Annotated in this window: 13 protein-coding genes and 3 pseudogenes; 10 read left to right on the top strand and 6 right to left on the bottom strand. The window is 60.1% G+C overall.

The genetic code is table 11. The features are described 5' to 3' along the window. The first annotated feature begins 468 nt into the window (after positions 1-468). On the top strand, positions 469-807 hold the full coding sequence (locus C1J04_RS19120; protein ID WP_008335621.1) for a DUF736 domain-containing protein: 339 nt from the start codon (positions 469-471) through the stop codon (positions 805-807). A gap of 635 nt (positions 808-1,442) precedes the next feature. Then, complete coding sequence (locus C1J04_RS19400) at positions 1,443-1,613, top strand: hypothetical protein (protein WP_156775900.1); 171 nt, start codon at positions 1,443-1,445, stop codon at positions 1,611-1,613. Here C1J04_RS19400 and C1J04_RS19115 read toward each other — a convergent pair. The 3 genes and pseudogenes from C1J04_RS19115 to C1J04_RS19105 form a co-directional block, all read right to left on the bottom strand. Continuing rightward, positions 1,589-2,110: pseudogene (locus tag C1J04_RS19115) on the bottom strand (IS6 family transposase); the annotation flags it as partial. The gene C1J04_RS19400 and the pseudogene C1J04_RS19115 overlap by 25 nt on opposite strands. Positions 2,111-2,151: 41 nt before the next feature. Next, positions 2,152-3,375 (bottom strand): IS256 family transposase, encoded by a 1,224-nt coding sequence (locus C1J04_RS19110; protein ID WP_009824467.1) that lies wholly within the window; start codon positions 3,373-3,375, stop codon positions 2,152-2,154. A gap of 46 nt (positions 3,376-3,421) precedes the next feature. Beyond that, positions 3,422-3,625, bottom strand: a pseudogene (locus C1J04_RS19105) (IS6 family transposase); the annotation flags it as partial. A gap of 611 nt (positions 3,626-4,236) precedes the next feature. On the opposite strand from C1J04_RS19105, the gene C1J04_RS19100 reads away from it, so the two are divergent. From C1J04_RS19100 to C1J04_RS19065, 8 genes and pseudogenes are all read left to right on the top strand, one after another. Next, a complete protein-coding gene (locus C1J04_RS19100) occupies positions 4,237-4,947 on the top strand; it encodes an IS6 family transposase (RefSeq protein ID WP_009827243.1) in 711 nt (236 codons plus the stop codon). Positions 4,948-5,470: 523 nt separating this feature from the next. Beyond that, complete coding sequence (locus C1J04_RS19095) at positions 5,471-7,456, top strand: multicopper oxidase domain-containing protein (protein WP_009827245.1); 1,986 nt, start codon at positions 5,471-5,473, stop codon at positions 7,454-7,456. Positions 7,457-7,482: 26 nt separating this feature from the next. Then, positions 7,483-8,202, top strand: a complete 720-nt coding sequence (locus C1J04_RS19090) for a copper resistance protein B (protein WP_009827246.1) — start codon at positions 7,483-7,485, stop codon at positions 8,200-8,202. Positions 8,203-8,286: 84 nt separating this feature from the next. Continuing rightward, complete coding sequence (locus tag C1J04_RS19085; RefSeq protein WP_009827247.1) at positions 8,287-8,784, top strand: cupredoxin domain-containing protein; 498 nt, start codon at positions 8,287-8,289, stop codon at positions 8,782-8,784. Positions 8,785-9,011: 227 nt separating this feature from the next. Continuing rightward, positions 9,012-9,545: a cupredoxin domain-containing protein gene (locus C1J04_RS19080; protein ID WP_009827248.1), complete on the top strand. Its 534-nt coding sequence runs from the start codon at positions 9,012-9,014 to the stop codon at positions 9,543-9,545. A 10-nt stretch (positions 9,546-9,555) separates the two neighbouring features. Beyond that, the gene (locus C1J04_RS19075) at positions 9,556-10,821 is read left to right on the top strand and encodes an ABC transporter transmembrane domain-containing protein (RefSeq protein WP_009827249.1); all 1,266 of its coding nucleotides are present in this window, start codon (positions 9,556-9,558) and stop codon (positions 10,819-10,821) included. Between the two features lie 105 nt (positions 10,822-10,926). Next, positions 10,927-11,646: a response regulator gene (locus C1J04_RS19070; RefSeq protein WP_009827250.1), complete on the top strand. Its 720-nt coding sequence runs from the start codon at positions 10,927-10,929 to the stop codon at positions 11,644-11,646. Continuing rightward, positions 11,643-12,002 (top strand): annotated as a pseudogene (locus C1J04_RS19065) (ATP-binding protein); the annotation flags it as partial. The gene C1J04_RS19070 and the pseudogene C1J04_RS19065, both read left to right, overlap by 4 nt. A 61-nt stretch (positions 12,003-12,063) precedes the next feature. On the opposite strand, the gene C1J04_RS19060 reads toward C1J04_RS19065, so the two are convergent. From C1J04_RS19060 to C1J04_RS19050, 3 genes are all read right to left on the bottom strand, one after another. After that, a complete protein-coding gene (locus C1J04_RS19060; RefSeq protein WP_009827252.1) occupies positions 12,064-13,410 on the bottom strand; it encodes an ISKra4-like element ISSusp3 family transposase in 1,347 nt (448 codons plus the stop codon). 132 nt (positions 13,411-13,542) lie between these two features. Further along, on the bottom strand, positions 13,543-14,901 hold the full coding sequence (locus C1J04_RS19055) for an NADH-quinone oxidoreductase subunit N (protein WP_009827253.1): 1,359 nt from the start codon (positions 14,899-14,901) through the stop codon (positions 13,543-13,545). Then, a complete protein-coding gene (locus tag C1J04_RS19050) occupies positions 14,901-16,361 on the bottom strand; it encodes a complex I subunit 4 family protein (protein WP_009827254.1) in 1,461 nt (486 codons plus the stop codon). Before C1J04_RS19050 ends, C1J04_RS19055 begins: the two co-directional genes overlap by 1 nt. Between the last annotated feature and the right edge of the window lie 2 nt (positions 16,362-16,363).

Genomic DNA, 16,363 nt, shown 5'->3' with positions numbered 1-16,363 from the left:
GTTGCCGTAGAGGGTCAGTTCGAAATCCCGGTGATCCGAACAGGTTGTCGAAGCTTCGACGTTCTCCATGCTGCGCTTCAAGACAACACACATCGGGTTGCCACGGAAACCAGCCGTCGTGGCACGTGAGGCAGGGACAGCAAAGCTCTGACTGGTCGGGATTCGGATCGGGGCAAGAGGACAGAGAAGACATCGCCCGCCCTGCAGCGCCTCCCTCGGCCGTTCCCCTACCTTCCTTCGCCGCCACCGCTCTTCTCCTTTTGTCTGAGTTGCATGACATGCTGGTCGCAGCTGTCGCCCCGTCCACAAAGGTTGTCGCCGATCTTTTTCCCTTGCCCCTGCGGGCCATTCCTCGCGGAGCAAAAAGACCGGCGCCTGCCCCTCTCCGCTGCGCTCCGCCTGCGGTGTGGCCGGGCCTTGGCCAGCTGCAAGGTGACCATCATTGCAACGCAAACAAGGAGAAGAGCAATGACCACGAACTGCATCAAATTCACCAGCGCCGACATCGAAACCGCCAAGGGGGTCGGCTCCATCTCGACCCTGACCTTCGACCTCGACATCACGGTCGAACCCGTCGCAAGCGCGAACCCGATGGCCCCCACGCACCGCGTCCTCGGCCGCTCCCCGCGCGGCAAGCTGGTCGAGTGCGGCGGCATCTGGAAGAAACAGAACAAGGAGACCGGCGCCGACTACTACACGCTGACCATTCGCGACCACGGCTTCAACGCCAACCTCGGCAAGGCCGCGAACCAGGACGATCTGTCCCTGCAGGCCGTCATCCCCTGGGGGCCAAAGGACGCCGCCTAAGCCAACAGCCAGACCGCTCCGGCGGTCTGGCTTTTTCTCGTTTCAAGAAACGACAATGGTTCGGGTCCGAAACCCGTGTCTGAAGGTTGCGGCATATTCCGGACGACGTCGCCGTGGCGGGTAGGAAGCTGGATAGGTCGCAGATGCGGCTTTGATCTTTCTGTTCAGTGACAACGTGCATCGCGCGAACCCGAGTCGGAACCGAATGTCCGCAGGAAGAACTGGCGGCCCGCTGGGCGAGACAAGCGCTCCCCTTCCGCCGGTCGAGCAATCCGCGCCTGGGTCGTCTTGGCGAAGCTGCCAGGGGCGGCGAACTCACCCTGTGCCGCGTGGGTGTAGCCGCAGATCAACGTCATGTGTCCGGGGGACGAAGTATCACGTCAGGGCCACCGCCGCGCGCCTTTCCGTCGACCTGTTGGCCTTTCAGATCGCTAGCCCGGGGTCGAGCGGTCGGCAACGCCGGGGGCAGGTTTCTGGGCGGCTGACGCCTTGAGCGCTGCGGGGCATCGCTCACAACCAAAACCTGCCCCTGTCGTGCTCCATTTCATTCCGCCCCGTGCCGGGTGCAGCCCGCTCTCATGCCCCCGGTCTTTTCCACGATCCGTCCAACGACGATCAACGGAAAGGATCATATCATGACACTCGAACAATCCATCGACCTCGCCGAAATGCAAGCCGACATGGCCTTCGAGGCCTACCTCGCCGCCTTTGATGAAGACGCCCATCCAAGGGCATTGCCAAGTTGGGTGATCGTGGGCGCAAGGGGGCGTGGCGTGAGCGCTTATGCGGTCATCTGGAGCGCATAGTCGTTCCACAGGCTGAAGGCGTCAGCCCGTGCGTGGCGGTATGAAGATGCGGTGAGACGATAGCGACGGGGACGGAAGAGGGTGTTTATCTGATCATGGGCCGCGAGGAATCTCTGCGCCTGTCGTTGGGACTTGAAGCGCCCCATGATTTTCTCTCGCCGTCGCGTTGGTCTATGTGAGCCCTCGATCCGGTTGTTCAAGCCCTTGTGTGCCCGATGATCGGCGTCGGGAGCGAGCTTCCGGATCGGCGCAAAATAGCTGCGCAGTTTGTCGGTGATCACCACACGGGGCTGGCCGAACTGCGCGATGAGCCTTGCCAGAAAGCGCTTTGCCGCCCTGGCATTTCTGCGGGTTTGCACGAGGATGTCGAGCGTGTCGCCATTGGCATCCACGGCCCGCCACAGCCAGTGCTTCTTGCCACGGATCGGGATAACCACCTCGTCCAGATGCCAGTTGTCTGAAGGCGCTGGCCGGTCTCGTAGGATGCGGGTCGAGAAATGCCGGGAGTGTGCGTAATTTTGTGCCCTGACGCCTTTAGTTACGCCATGGGAAAGCGTTCTTCGAACATGATGGCGAGTTGGCTTTTAACGCGGTGCCATTCACGCACAGATCGCTTCCACTCGGCGGAAGTAGCATTGAGCGCCAAGTAGATCAACTTTGCTGCCGCCTCATCGCTCGGGAAGTGGCCTCGGGTTCGCACCGCACGCCGGATTTTTGAGTTCAAGGCTTCTATGGCATTCGTTGTGTAAATCAATCGGCGCACTTCGGGCGGGTAGTCGAGAAACGGGATCACCTCGTTCCAGGCTCGGCGCCAGCTCGGTGCAATGGCCGGATAGCGCTTGGCCAGATCGCTCTCCTCGAACTCGGCCAGTGCAGCCTCCGCTGCTTCGACGTCCAAGGCGGTGTAGACTGCCTTCAGGGCTGTCGCCACGGCCTTGCGGTCCTTGTAGCTGGCGAAGCTCATAGAGTGGCGCAGCAAATGAACGATGCACGTCTGAACCTGGGCTTCCGGGAAAGCTGCCTCAATGGCCTGAGGGAAGCCTTTGAGACCGTCGACCACGGCAATCAGAATGTCCTGAACGCCCCTGTGACGTAGATCATTCAGAACCTTTGCCCAAAATTTGGCACCCTCGTTGGCCTGGAACCACAGCCCCAGAACGTCCCGGGTGCCGTCTGGACGGATCGCCAAGGCTACGAAGACCGCCTTGTTCGAGACCGCTCCATCACTGCGGATGTTTACGCGGATCGCGTCCATAAACACCACGGGATAGCAGGGTTCCAGTGGTCGGCTCTGCCAGGCGGTGACCTCGTCCATCACAGCCTCAGTGATCACCGATATCAAGCTGGGTGATGCCTCAAAGCCGTAAATCTCCTCAATGTGCCCTTGGATCTCACGGGTCGTCATTCCGCGTGCATACATGCTGACGATCTTGCGGTCGAACTCGGGAAAACGACGCTGATACTTGGCTATCAACAGCGGATCAAAGGTGCCGTTGCGGTCGCGCGGAATGTCCAGGATGACCTTCCCACTGTCGGTAGTCACAGTCTTCTGGCTGCTGCCATTACGACGATTGGGCGGATGGTTCTGGCCCTCCGCGACACCTTCTTCGCGCTCTGCCCCAAGATGTTCCTCCATCTCAGCTGTTAAAGCGCGTTCTGCCAATGCTTTGGTCAACTCGGCAAGAATGCCCTCCTTGCCGAATAGGTCGCCAGAGGACCGGCCTTCCATCAGTTCGTCTAATAGCTTTTTGTCGATGCTCATACGTGGGTCTCCTTATAGAGCAGTTACCACGCCAGAGCACAAAATTCAGGACAGTCCCGAAATGCCCGCCAAAGCGGTTGACCCAAAGCCTGATGCTCTCGCGGCTCACGATCACGCCGCGCTCGGCCAAAAGGTCCTCGACGTCCGCCGTGCTCAAAGCAAAACGGTGCCAGGCCCAGACGGCATAGGCAATGATCTCCCGGGGAAAGCGAAAGCCCTTCAGGCGCGGCATGGATGACGGCATTTTCATCCGAGATCCTGTAGCAGGGGCTCCACGACACAACAACTTGGCAATGCCCATCCAAGAATTGATCAACAACTCATCTGGAGATAGCGATCAGACGTTGATAGAGGCTATCGCGGACCTGGTTCGGAGGACTTTACTCGCTGCAGCAATACATCCCTGAAATAACCTGCGTGCAGCGTCAGAAAGCGAGATCGTGTGCCAATCAGACATGCTTGTGTTTTTCTGAGATTTATTAATGCAGCGGATTGCAAAAACTCTCGCTGTGCGCTCTGAGGCTACAGCCTTTCCAAGCTTCGCCCTTGTAAGCCAGTTCATTCGGAATATCCGCTAAATGCAAGTGTTTGGGACGGAACTCATACCAAGCCGTAGAACTCCACAGCGCTGCGAACGCTGCAACTTTTCCTAGTTTAAAGACAGCAAGGTGCTCAATATGACCCGAATAGTGATAATCAACCATTACGGTTCAACCACAGGCACCGGTATGGGCGGACGGCATCACTATTTCGCCCGGGAGTTAGCGCGCAAGGGCCATACAGTAACATTAGTCGCCGCTCGATCACATCACCGGCATTGCCAAGTTGTTGTGTCGTGGAGCCCCTGCTACAGGATCTCGGATGAAAATGCCGTCATCCATGCCGCGCCTGAAGGGCTTTCGCTTTCCCCGGGAGATCATTGCCTATGCCGTCTGGGCCTGGCACCGTTTTGCTTTGAGCACGGCGGACGTCGAGGACCTTTTGGCCGAGCGCGGCGTGATCGTGAGCCGCGAGAGCATCAGGCTTTGGGTCAACCGCTTTGGCGGGCATTTCTCGACCCGCATCCTACGAGACCGGCCAGCGCCTTCAGACAACTGGCATCTGGACGAGGTGGTTATCCCGATCCGTGGCAAGAAGCACTGGCTGTGGCGGGCCGTGGATGCCAATGGCGACACGCTCGACATCCTCGTGCAAACCCGCAGAAATGCCAGGGCGGCAAAGCGCTTTCTGGCAAGGCTCATCGCGCAGTTCGGCCAGCCCCGTGTGGTGATCACCGACAAACTGCGCAGCTATTTTGCGCCGATCCGGAAGCTCGCTCCCGACGCCGATCATCGGGCACACAAGGGCTTGAACAACCGGATCGAGGGCTCACATAGACCAACGCGACGGCGAGAGAAAATCATGGGGCGCTTCAAGTCCCAACGACAGGCGCAGAGATTCCTCGCGGCCCATGATCAGATAAACACCCTCTTCCGTCCCCGTCGCTATCGTCTCACCGCATCTTCATACCGCCACGCACGGGCTGACGCCTTCAGCCTGTGGAACGACTATGCGCTCCAGATGACCGCATAAGCGCTCACGCCACGCCCCCTTGCGCCCACGATCACCCAACTTGGCAATGCCCTTGGATGAGCCTGTCTTTCGCCGATCATCTCTGGAAACCGGGCATAGCAAGCGAAAGATGATCTACATCAAGCGCGTTCGCGAACCTTCGGGCAACTGCGTAGGCGCCCCTTCGCCCTTCCCGAACCAAAGCAAATCACATCAGCAACCACCCACCCTACCGACGGTCAGCACACCCTAACCCCATATGTAACCATATGTATTCTTGATCCTTTGCAGGCGTTCCGGCTATAAAACCTCCAGTTCCACGGAGGGCACGTGAATCATGGATCCGACAAATTCAGAACTCGAAACAGGCCCCGCGCTGACCCTCGCAAGTTGCAAGGCAGAACCGCGCGTAAACGCCCCCCGGCACGTGCCGTGTTCGAAGCGAACTGTGCCGAGCCGGGTGCGACTGACCTCCAAAACGCCGTCGAACCCTTGAGCACGCGCGCTGCGGCACCTTTCAGACAGACTAATACAAGGAAAACGAATGCAATTCTTCAATAGAAAGCAGCTGGCCCTCTGGGATACGGCGCTCAGTACCTCTGAAGAGCTGGCGAAGGGGTTGTCGCGGCGTCAGTTCGGCTTGGCTGCGGCTGCGGCTTTTGCGATGCCCAAAGCGTTGAGCGCGCATGGCTCCACGCAGGTGACCTCTCAGGGAACCTACAATATCACAGTCGACCCGGTGCGCATCAACACGGGCGATTTTCAGAAGATGGGCGTGGGCTACAACCGCAGCCAGATTCCGACGATCCTGCGCTTCAAGGAAGGTGAGGAGGTTACGATAAACGTGACCAACAACCTCAGCGAAAGCACCTCGATCCACTGGCATGGACTTATCGTGCCCTTCCGTCAGGACGGCGTTCCGGGGATCAGCTTCAACGGCATCGCCCCCGGTCAGACCTTTACCTATCGCTTCCCGATCCAGCAGGCCGGGACCTATTGGTTCCACAGCCATTCAGGCCTTCAGGAGCCGGATGGCGCCTACGGTGCGATCGTGATCGAGCCGCGCGGCAGGGAACGCATACCAGCGCACCGCGACTATGTCGTTCAGCTGGCCGACAAACATCCCCATCCGGGCAACCGCATCTTGCGGAACCTCAAGATGCAGTCCGACTACTACAACCGTTCGCAGCGCACTTTTCAGGACCTGATCCGGGACGCCCGCATGGACGGTCTCAAGGCGACGCTGAAAGAGCGCCGCATGTGGGGGCGCATGCGCATGCTGCCGAGCGACGTCGAAGACGTGCAGGGATTTACCTCGCTGATCAACGGTCGCAGCACGTCGCAAAACTGGACCGGTTTGTTCCGGCCCGGTGAGAAGGTCCGCCTTCGGATCATCAACTCCTCCGCGATGACCTACTTCGACATGCGGATACCGGGACTGAAAATGGTCGTCGTGCAGGCTGACGGCAACGATGTGGAGCCTGTCGCCGTGGATGAACTGCGGGTCGCGGTTGCCGAGACCTATGATGTCATCGTCCAGCCTACGCAGAACAAGGTCTATAGCATTATTGCGGAATCCATGGGCCGCAACGGGCTTGTTCGGGGCACCCTGTCACCCAGAGAGGGCTATGCCGGTGCCGTGCCCCGTCTCAGACCCAAGCCCTTGCTCACCATGGCCGACATGAGCGGCATGATGGGCGGTATGGGTATGGATATGGGCATGGGTATGGGCGACCACGTCATGCAGAACATGACCGGAATGAACCACACCGACATGACAGGCATGGACCATTCAAACATGCAATCCAGCCAGCAGCCCCCGATGCCTGCGATGACCCCGTCAGAGGAAAAGCCGAAGAAAAAGACTTCGATGGCTGGGATGGACCATACGCAGATGCAAAAGCCTGCGATGGACGGCATGGACCACACGCAGATGCAGCAGAAGAAAAAGGCACCGATGTCAGGCATGAACCATGCCCAGATGCAGAAGCCCGCAATGGACGGTATGAGCGGCATGGACAGTATGAGCGGAATGGCAATGTCTGATGGCGGCGATCCGTTCTATGTCCCGGGCAGCGGACTGACGCCTGTCGCGTACAACGGCGGCAAGTTCCTGTCCTACGCAGACCTGCGCGCCGCCAGCCCTCGTTACCGTCACCGCGCACCCTCACGCACCATCGTGTTGCGGCTGACCGGTAACATGGAGCGCTACATCTGGTCGATCAACGACGTGAAATACGACGATGCCGCCCCGATCACGCTCCGATACGGCGAGCGGGTGCGCATGCGGTTCATCAACGAAACGATGATGTCGCATCCGATGCACCTGCACGGGATGTGGTCGATCATCGATGCCGGTCACGGTCCGCGCAATCCCATCAAGCACACCGTGAACATCAATCCCGCCGCCACGACGGACATCGAAGTCGAGGCCGACGCCCCCGGTCAATGGGCGTTCCACTGTCACCTCAGCTACCACGCGCGGGCGGGAATGTTCCGCAAGGTCGTGGTCAAGGGACGCGCGGCTTGAGCCGGGAAATACAAAGGACGAACGTAATGAAATACAGTCAACTCGCCGGACTGGCCGGCCTCATCCTTCCTTGGGCCTCGCTCGTGCAGGCTCAGCCCGTCAAACAGACCGAACAGCTGATCTGGGGCGTGCAGGCGGAACAGTTGGAAATTCGCGCACTGGATGACGAAGAGGTCCTTGTCTGGGATTTCGACGCCCTCATCGGCACGGATGAGCTCAAGCTGGTGTGGCGCAGCGAAGCTGAATACGGTCTTTCGTCCGATGAGTTCGAAAGCCTCGAAAACCAGCTACGTCTCCGGTTTCCAATCTCGACCTTCTTTAGCGGCGTGGTCGGAGCCTATGCCAGCACACCCGAGGGCGTTCCGGAACGCTACGCGGCTGTCGTGGGGGTAAAAGGGCTCGCGCCGCAGTGGTTCGAGATCGACGCCGATCTCTACCTCTCCGACTATTCGTTCTTCAGTTTCGAGGCGGAATACGAACTGCTCCTTACCAACCGTCTGATCCTGACCCCGAACATCGAGATCGATATGCCGCTGAAGGATGACATCGCCCGGGGGCGGGGTGCGGGTGGCGCAGTCATGGAGATCGGTGCGCGGCTGAGTTACGACCTCATCGACCGTGCGGTCTCACCCTATATCGGCGTCAACTACGAGACCTCGTTCGGCGACACGCGGGACATCACCCGCGCGGCCGGTGGGGATACAGATGAGTTCTCGGTCGTGATGGGTACACGCCTTCAATTCTGAGATTTGTTCCTGCGGGAGCAATCCGGAGGGCTGATGAGTCCTCCGGCCAATACCTGAACCCAAAAGCAACCAAGGACTAAACAGATGAAACATCTACTGCTGACAATCGCACTGGCTTCCTCCTTTGCGGCACCGGGGTTTGCCGGCGAAGCGGCTCACGGAAACAAGTCCGGCGACACCCATGGAGAAATGAAGATCGGCATGCCCGGCGATGCCGCTGCGGTGGACCGCACGGTCGAGATCGACATGGTCGAAACAGACGACGGCGAAATGCTGTTCAAGGGCGGCGATCTGGATTTCAAAGAAGGCGAGACCGTCCGTTTCGTCGTCCGCAACGAGGGCGAGTTGGACCATGAGTTCATTCTCGACTCGCAAAAGAAGAACGCCGCGCACAAGAACGAAATGGCGGATATGAGCGGTATGAATATGGGTCATAATGAGCCCAACCGCATCCGGCTCGCGCCCGGCGAAGATGCCGAAATCATCTGGACATTTGCAAATAACGGCACGTTCGAAGCTGCTTGCCTGATCCCCGGTCATTACGAATCCGGCATGTTCCGCGAAGTCTCCGTTACTCACTAAACGGTCAGTGCGGATCGCGAGCACCGCCTTGCGATAACGTTAATACCAGAACGGGCGTACACCGCGCCCGTTCTTTCCCCCGTTGGGCGCCCGTCTGCGACGATGGTGTACCGCGCCAGCGGCGGTAGTACCCAGATCCGACGTTTGCTGAACCCTTGGGCTCACGGCTTCAATCGATCGAATAAACCCGGTTCTAGAATTTCCCCTACTGCGGAGGCGTTGAGCACATGAAGACATCGTTCAAAACTTGCACCCTCGCGGCAGCGCTCATCTTGTCCGCCCTCTCCGCGCATGCGTCCGATGGCAAAAGCCAGCAACCCCATCTGAGGGCCTACGACCTTCCGGACCATGACCCGATCGGAGAACCCCCCGGCGATGCCACGCCCGACAGGACGGTCGACATCACGGTCAGGGAGACCGGAAGCGGTTACATGCTCTTTGATCCGGATGCGCTTCACATCGAGAACGGAGCGGTTGTCCGCTTTCGGGTCACGAACTCCGGCAAACTCGATCACACTTTCTTTCTCGGCTCCTTCGATGAAGTCACCGAAAACCGGCAATGGATGCAGGAGCATCCGGACATGACCCATGACGCCGCCAACTTCATATCGATACCCAGCGGTGAAACCGGGGAACTGATCTGGAAGTTTTCAGACGTGACCAATCTGGAATTTGCCTGTCTGGTCCCCGGCCACAGAGATGCCGGGATGTGGGGGGTCATCATCGTGCATGATCACCTCGCCTCACCCGCCGGATATTGAGCGCGCTCCAATGTCGCTGATGGACAGGTATCACGTCCTCGTACATGACGTCTCCGCCCTCTTCGGATACGATTACAATGATACGACGCCGGACTGGGTTCATCCGTTCATTCACCTCATTCTGGTCCTGGCGCCGGGATTGCTGATCGGCGTCGCCCTCTATCTCGTCCTGCGCGGTATCCTGCGGCTCTGGAGCCGCCCGGCAAAACCGGTCGCGCGCATGAACCACGTGAGGGGGCTTGATGCCGGGTTGTTCAGCTCGGTCCTGCGCTACACCAGACGGCAGCAGGCGCAGATGATCATGCTGAGCCTTCTCGCGCTTCCGATCCTGTATCTGACCTTGGAACTGCCCAAGCAGATCGTGAACAATGCGCTGGAATCCGCGACTTTCCCGGTCGAGGTTCTGGGCCAGAGTTTGGATCAGGTCATATTCCTGCTGCTGCTTTGCGGGCTGTATTTGCTGTCGATCAGCCTGAACGGACTCATCAAATACACGCTCAACGTCTTCAAGGGCTATACGGCGGAGCGGTTTCTCCGACGCTTCAGGCTGCTGATCTATCGGCGGTGGCGCTCGGATGCGGAGGCGTCCGAGCAAAGCGAGATCGTCCCAATACTCGCACAGGAAGTGGAACCCATCGGCGGCTTCGCGGCCGAAGTCCTGACCCTGCCGGTTTTGCAGGGTGGCACGCTTTTCACCATTCTGCTGTTCATGTTCATTCAGGACCCGATCCTGGGTGCCGCCGCGCTGACCGTGTTGCCCATTCAGCTTATTCTGCTCCCGAAGCTGCAGCGCCGGGTGAACACCCTGTCGCGTATCCGGATCAAAGAGGTCCGCGATCTTGGCAGGCAACTGAGCGAGCAGTTGCGCGAACGACAGGGCGCCTCGTCCGGCCTGTCGGCGGCGGGCGCTAGTTTCAAGGCGCTGGAGCAGGTACGCAGAAGGATCTTTCGTCTCAAGTTCTTCATCAAGGCGCTCAACAACTTTCTGACGGCGCTGACACCGTTTCTGTTCTACTCACTTGGCGGATATTTCGTCATCGAAGGCCGGATCACGCTTGGGGCACTGGTCGCGGTCCTCGCCGCGCACAAAGACTTTTCGGCCCCACTGAAGGAGCTTTTCCGATACTATCAGGCGCTTGAGGATACGCGGATCAGGTATCAGGAAATCACGACCTTCTTCGCCGGGACGCCGCCCCGCATGGAAGAACAGCAATCCGCCGGGGTGCACCGGCTGGCGATCCGCAGACCGCCGGAACATGCGCTGTCGCAGACTTGAGGGCTCCTATTGTCCCCCCTGCTCCCGCGACGCGTCAAACTGCCGTTACATTTGGCTACAAAGAGGGGGCGGACATTTACACCGGCGGTTTGATATACACCGGGTATGAGCGAACCTGCCCACATTCTGGTCGTCGACGACCATGACGAGATCCGCAATTCCGTTTCAAGCTATCTCGAACGGAACGGCATGCGAACCTCGGTCGCCGAAAGTGCCGCAGAGATGGACGCTCAGCGCGCAAGACATTCTTTCGATCTGATCGTGCTCGATGTGATGATGCCCGGCGAAGACGGGCTGACTGCGTGCAAAAGATTGCGTCAGGAGTGCGGCACACCGGTCCTGATGCTGACCGCCCTCGGAGAGGACGACGACCGCATCGAGGGTCTGGAAGGCGGCGCGGATGATTATCTCTCCAAACCCTTCAATCCGCGCGAGTTGTTGGCCCGGATCAGGGCCATCATGCGACGCAGCGAGAAGAGCCCTCCGCAGGACCCATTCGCGGGCAAGCGCATCCGGTTCGCCCATCTCGAACTGGACTATGACGGACGGACCCTGACCGCCCCGGACGGCACCCGCAATCAGGTAACCTCCGGTGAGCTGAAACTCCTGTCCATCCTGCTCGAACGCCCGCGTATCGTCATGAGCCGCGATGAGCTGCTGGAAATGACAGCGGGGCGCGTGGCCGGACCGCTTGACCGGACGATCGACAATCAGATCAGCCGCCTGCGCAGCAAGATCGAACCGGACGTATTGCGCCCCCGTGTCATCTCCACCGTGCGCAACGGCGGTTACAGCCTGACCTGCGATGTCGAGGTCAGTTCGTGAAAACGCGCCCGTGGAGACTGCGCACGCAGATCTCACTCTTGGTGCTGGGTGTTATCGTCGTGGCGCAGGCGGTGAGCCTCTGGTTCTTCGTTGACGAAAGAACACTCGCCGTGCAGGCGGCGATCGGCGCGGAAGCCGCCGGACGGGCCGCCAATGTAGCACAACTGATCGAAGGCGCGCCTCCGGAGCTGCACCCCCAGATCATTCGCGCCGCGACCTCTCCATTGATCCGTTTCAACCTGACCGAAGAGCCGGAGGTTGTGCATACGGATCATGACGCAGGCGGCGCGGTCGAGGCGCGGGTGAGGGCTCTTCTGGGCGATGACTACAGCCGCGACATCCGCATCGAAATCCATGTGTCGCGTAGCCCTTAATTGTGAGATGGGAAATCCAACGGGAGTGGGCAAAACTTGGTGGTTAAGCGGCCCGCTTTGAGACGCCTAGCCTTCCGTCAAGCACAGCGGCCCGAGTGACGGCAACCCGATGCGCGCCCCGCGGTGACCATCTCATGCGCCGCCGCTTGCCCATGCGGGTGTTGCCGATGTCATCAACACAGCCTTCTGCCCGAGACGACGAAACTGCGAGGCCATTCCGGGGTCGATGGCCGTAGTCCACGAGCGCGTCAAAGTTGTTCGCAAGGTAGGAATAGAGATCCTGGCACCGGGCTTTGACGCGCCTGGCCGCTTCTCGTAATTCTCGGGTTTCGGCGTGCAGACGATCGCAATCGATCTGAAGAACCTTGAGGATTGTCGCGGCGGTCATCACTTTGCCGTGCCAAAGGTACCAACGCAGTGTATCAGCAGGTCGCTCGAAGAGTAGCGGCAACCCTGAAAAGCCCTTCGATTGCAGAAGGCCCCGCACCGCATTTTCAATGTGCTTGACCCGCATCGAGATATGCCACCAGTCCAGTATGTGGGTGACGGGACCTCGAACGGCACGCCTCACCAAATTCGGCAGTGCAGGTTCGCCGTCTGAAATCACGGTCACTTTGCTCTGACCGTCCCAGCCCTGCGCGATCAGGTCATGTCGGAGTTGCTTTGCAGGAGAACCGGCGGCTTGCTGCACGAAACCAAACCGCCGGCTCATATTGGGGCTTTCAACCTTGCCGACTACAACATCGAGGTGCCGCTTCTGGTATTCAGGTCGACATCGTATGTGCGCACCATCTAGGAAAAGGGTTAGTGGTGATGGCGGCGCGATTGTATCCGCGTCTCCTTGGCTTACGTCTTCGTGGCCTAGCTCGTCGGCGATGCGACCCAAACGATTTCGAACGGTCGTGTTCAATTGAGCCGAACAGGGCATGAACATTTCGATCAATCGAGCGGCTTCCCGAAACGAGTGCCTGGCCCCCAATTCAGCCTGCAGGCGCCGAAGTTCGGCAGTCGCACGGTCAGAGAACAACCCGGCAAGTGGTGATTGTGGCCCAGATTTCGCGACCTCAGCCGGTTGGCACAAGCAGCGTCGAAGCCTTGGCCACTTCACCCGAATTCGCCCGAAAAGAGTGTCGAGAATACGCCCTCGATCATCATGGATCGCGCGTTGTTTGCCACAGTCATCGCATTTCCGGCGAGCATCAAATGCTTCACCGACCTGATCTTGCACAATCGCTTCCTGCAAGCGCCTCAACAAGGTCTTTGCGTCGTCTAGGAGAAGGCCTAAATTTTCGGAACCAAACTCATCCGGCGCACGGCGAAGTCGACCGATATTGCGCCTCTTGGTTTCTCCATCGTCAAACGTCGTCTCGATAAAAATGCTTACATCCATGGTGGGTCCCGCCTTGTTCCGAAACCTTACCCTACCACGTCGACCACCAGGTTTTGCCCACTCCCATTAAGGGCTACGCGACAGATAGCAAGATCACCACTTTGACCGACTGGCACAAAACCGCGCCTTAAGTCACCCGGGAAACACTCCCGCAAACAGCCCCATCAGCGCCGTGACCAGCGCGGTCGCACCTAGCACAACCGACAACGGCAGCGCGACCTCCGCCCGAACCGCGTCGCCATCGCGCGCCTGATACATGGGCACCACGATGCGCAGATAGACCGCCAGCGCCAGCACACTGTTGAGGATACCGATCACCGCCAGCCACAAATAGCCCGCCTCGATCGCGGCACCGAACAGCAGAACCTTGCCGACAAAGCCGAAGAGCGGAGGAATGCCGGTGAGCGACAGCAGGAACACGACCATCGCCACGCCGACCACCGGGCGGGCGCGACCGAAGCCCTTGAAATTGTCCAGATTGCGCCCCGCGATCATGATGACGGCAAAGGCCCCAAGGTTCATCGCCACATAGGCCGCGCCGAACACGATCACCGAAGGCAGGGCCAACGGGCTGGTGCCAAGCGCCACAATCCCCAGCATGAAATAGCCCGCCTGCGCCACCGAGGAGTAGGCAAGCAGCCGCACGACATTGCTCTGCACCAGGGCCGCCAGATAGCCGAATGTCATCGTCACCGCCGCGATCAGCGCGACGACGATGGGCCAGCCGGTAGCGACAGGCAGATCGCGCAGCACCTGCGCAAAGGCAAAAACCGCCGCCACCTTGGTGATCACCGACAGAAAAGCCGCGACCGATACCGGCGCGCCATCATAGGCGTCGGGTGCCCAGAACTGGAATGGCACCAGCGCCGCCTTGTAGCCCAACCCGATCATCACCGCGACCAGCCCAGCCAGCGCGATCAGCGGCTTGCTTTGAAGCGCACCAAGCTCGGAAAAAAGCGTCGATCCGGCACCACCGAACCAGAAGGTCAGCCCGTAGATCATCACCGATCCGGTGACGGCGCCGAACACTAGATATTTCATCGCCGCCTCGGTCGCCGCATCGTCGCGCGGCCAGGCCACCATTGCGAATGATCCCAGCCCGGTCAGCACCACGCCAAGGACCAGCAGCATCATGTCGCCACCGCCCGCCAGCATCAGCGCCCCCAGGGTCACAAGGCAAAGCAGCGTGTAAATGCTGCCCTCGCGGTCCTGCCCGGCAATCTCGGCCCGTGTCATCAGCAGCGCTAGCGCGGTGCCCGGCAGCAGGATCAGCTTGGCCCAGCCCGAAAGCAGATCGACGCGGTAGGTGCCGCCAAAGACGCTTGTATCGGCCTCCAGCAGCGGCCACGTCAGCGCGGTGGACAGGCCCAGCCCGATCAACCCGAATGTCAGTGCCAGACGCGGCGCGCGCAGCATCTCGACCCCCAGCATCAGCACGACCGTCGAGGCCAGCATCAGTTCGGGAAACAGAAAGGACAGGTCGCGCGCCATCAGAATTGCAGCGCCCGCATCGTCGCGTCGATCATGTTCAGCAACCACGATGGCGCGACCCCGATCACGATGATAAGGATGAGCAGCGGCACGATGGCCAGCATCTCGCCCCGGTCGAGATCGGGCATCGCCGCCCATCTTTCGTTCAGCTCGCCCAGGAATACCGCCGCGATGGCGCGCAGATACAGCCCCGCCGTCACCACGATGGCGACGATCGCCACTATGGCCCAGGGCTGGGCATTCAGTGTGGCCAGGAAGATCTGGAATTCGGCCGGGAAATGCGCCAGCCCCGGCAGCCCGAGCGAGGCAAAGGCCGACAGCACGAAGGCCCAGCCCAGCCATGGCACCTGCCCCAGCAGCCCGCCGAACGCGGTCATCTCGCGTTCGTGGGCGCGCGACTGCAACATGCCGACGAGAAAGAACAACGCCCCGGTGACGATGCCGTGGCTGACCATCTGCAAGGTCGCACCATTGAGCGCGACCGCCCGCAGGTCAGGGTCCAGCGTCAGCGCCGCTACCGCGACGCCGATCACCACATAGCCCATGTGGTTCACCGACGTATAGGCGATCATCTTCTTCAGATCCGACTGCGCCAGCGCCACGAAGGCACCGTAAAGGGCGCTGAACACGCCAAAGGCCAGCACCACCTGACCGGCCTGCGCAAAGGCGTCGGGCGTCATCTGTAAGGCGAAACGCACAAGGCCATAGGTGCCGAATTTCAGCATCACGCCGGCCAGGATCACACTGCCGACCGTGGGGGCCTGCACGTGGGCCGCCGGCAGCCAAGTATGCACCGGAAAGGACGGAATCTTGACCGCGAAGGTGAACAGCATCGCGATCAGCGCCAGCATCGCCGCCAGCCCGGTCAGCGGCGGGGTCTCGATCCACAGACGCATGTCGAAACTTCCCGTGGCCAGATACAGCCCGATGATCGCCAGCAAAAGCGGCAGCGAGCCTAGCAGCGTGTAGATGAAGAACATCAGTCCGGCGCGCTGGCGCTCTTCATAGCCCCAGCCGACGATCATGAAATACATGCCAACCAGCGACACTTCGAAGAAGACGTAGAACAAGAGCGCGTCCAGCGCCGCGAAGGTGCCGATCGACGCGGTTTCCAGCATCAGCATCAGCGCGACAAAGACCGCCGGGCGGTCGGTGATCCGCGCCGCATAGATCGCCGACAGGAAAAACAGCAGCGAGGTCAGCAGGATCAGCGGCAGGCTCAGGCCGTCGACGCCAACCCGGTAGGCGGCACCAATGGCCGGGATCCAGGCGATTTCCTCGACCTGCGCGAAACCGCCCGGCAGCGTGCCCCGTGCCCAGATCGCCAGCGTCACAAGGAAGGTCAGCCCGGTGATGGCGATGGAAACGCCATGGGCGATGCGCGCCGACTTGTTTGGCAGGGCCATCAGCAGCACGCCACCAAGAAGCGGCAGAAAGACGGAGATCGAGAGAAGGGGCATGG

The sequence above is a fragment of the Sulfitobacter sp. SK025 genome (genome assembly GCF_003352105.1).
Lineage (GTDB): Bacteria > Pseudomonadota > Alphaproteobacteria > Rhodobacterales > Rhodobacteraceae > Sulfitobacter > Sulfitobacter pontiacus.
Note: the sequence above shows the minus strand (reverse complement) of the source record. Positions and strands in the feature narration are given on the sequence as shown.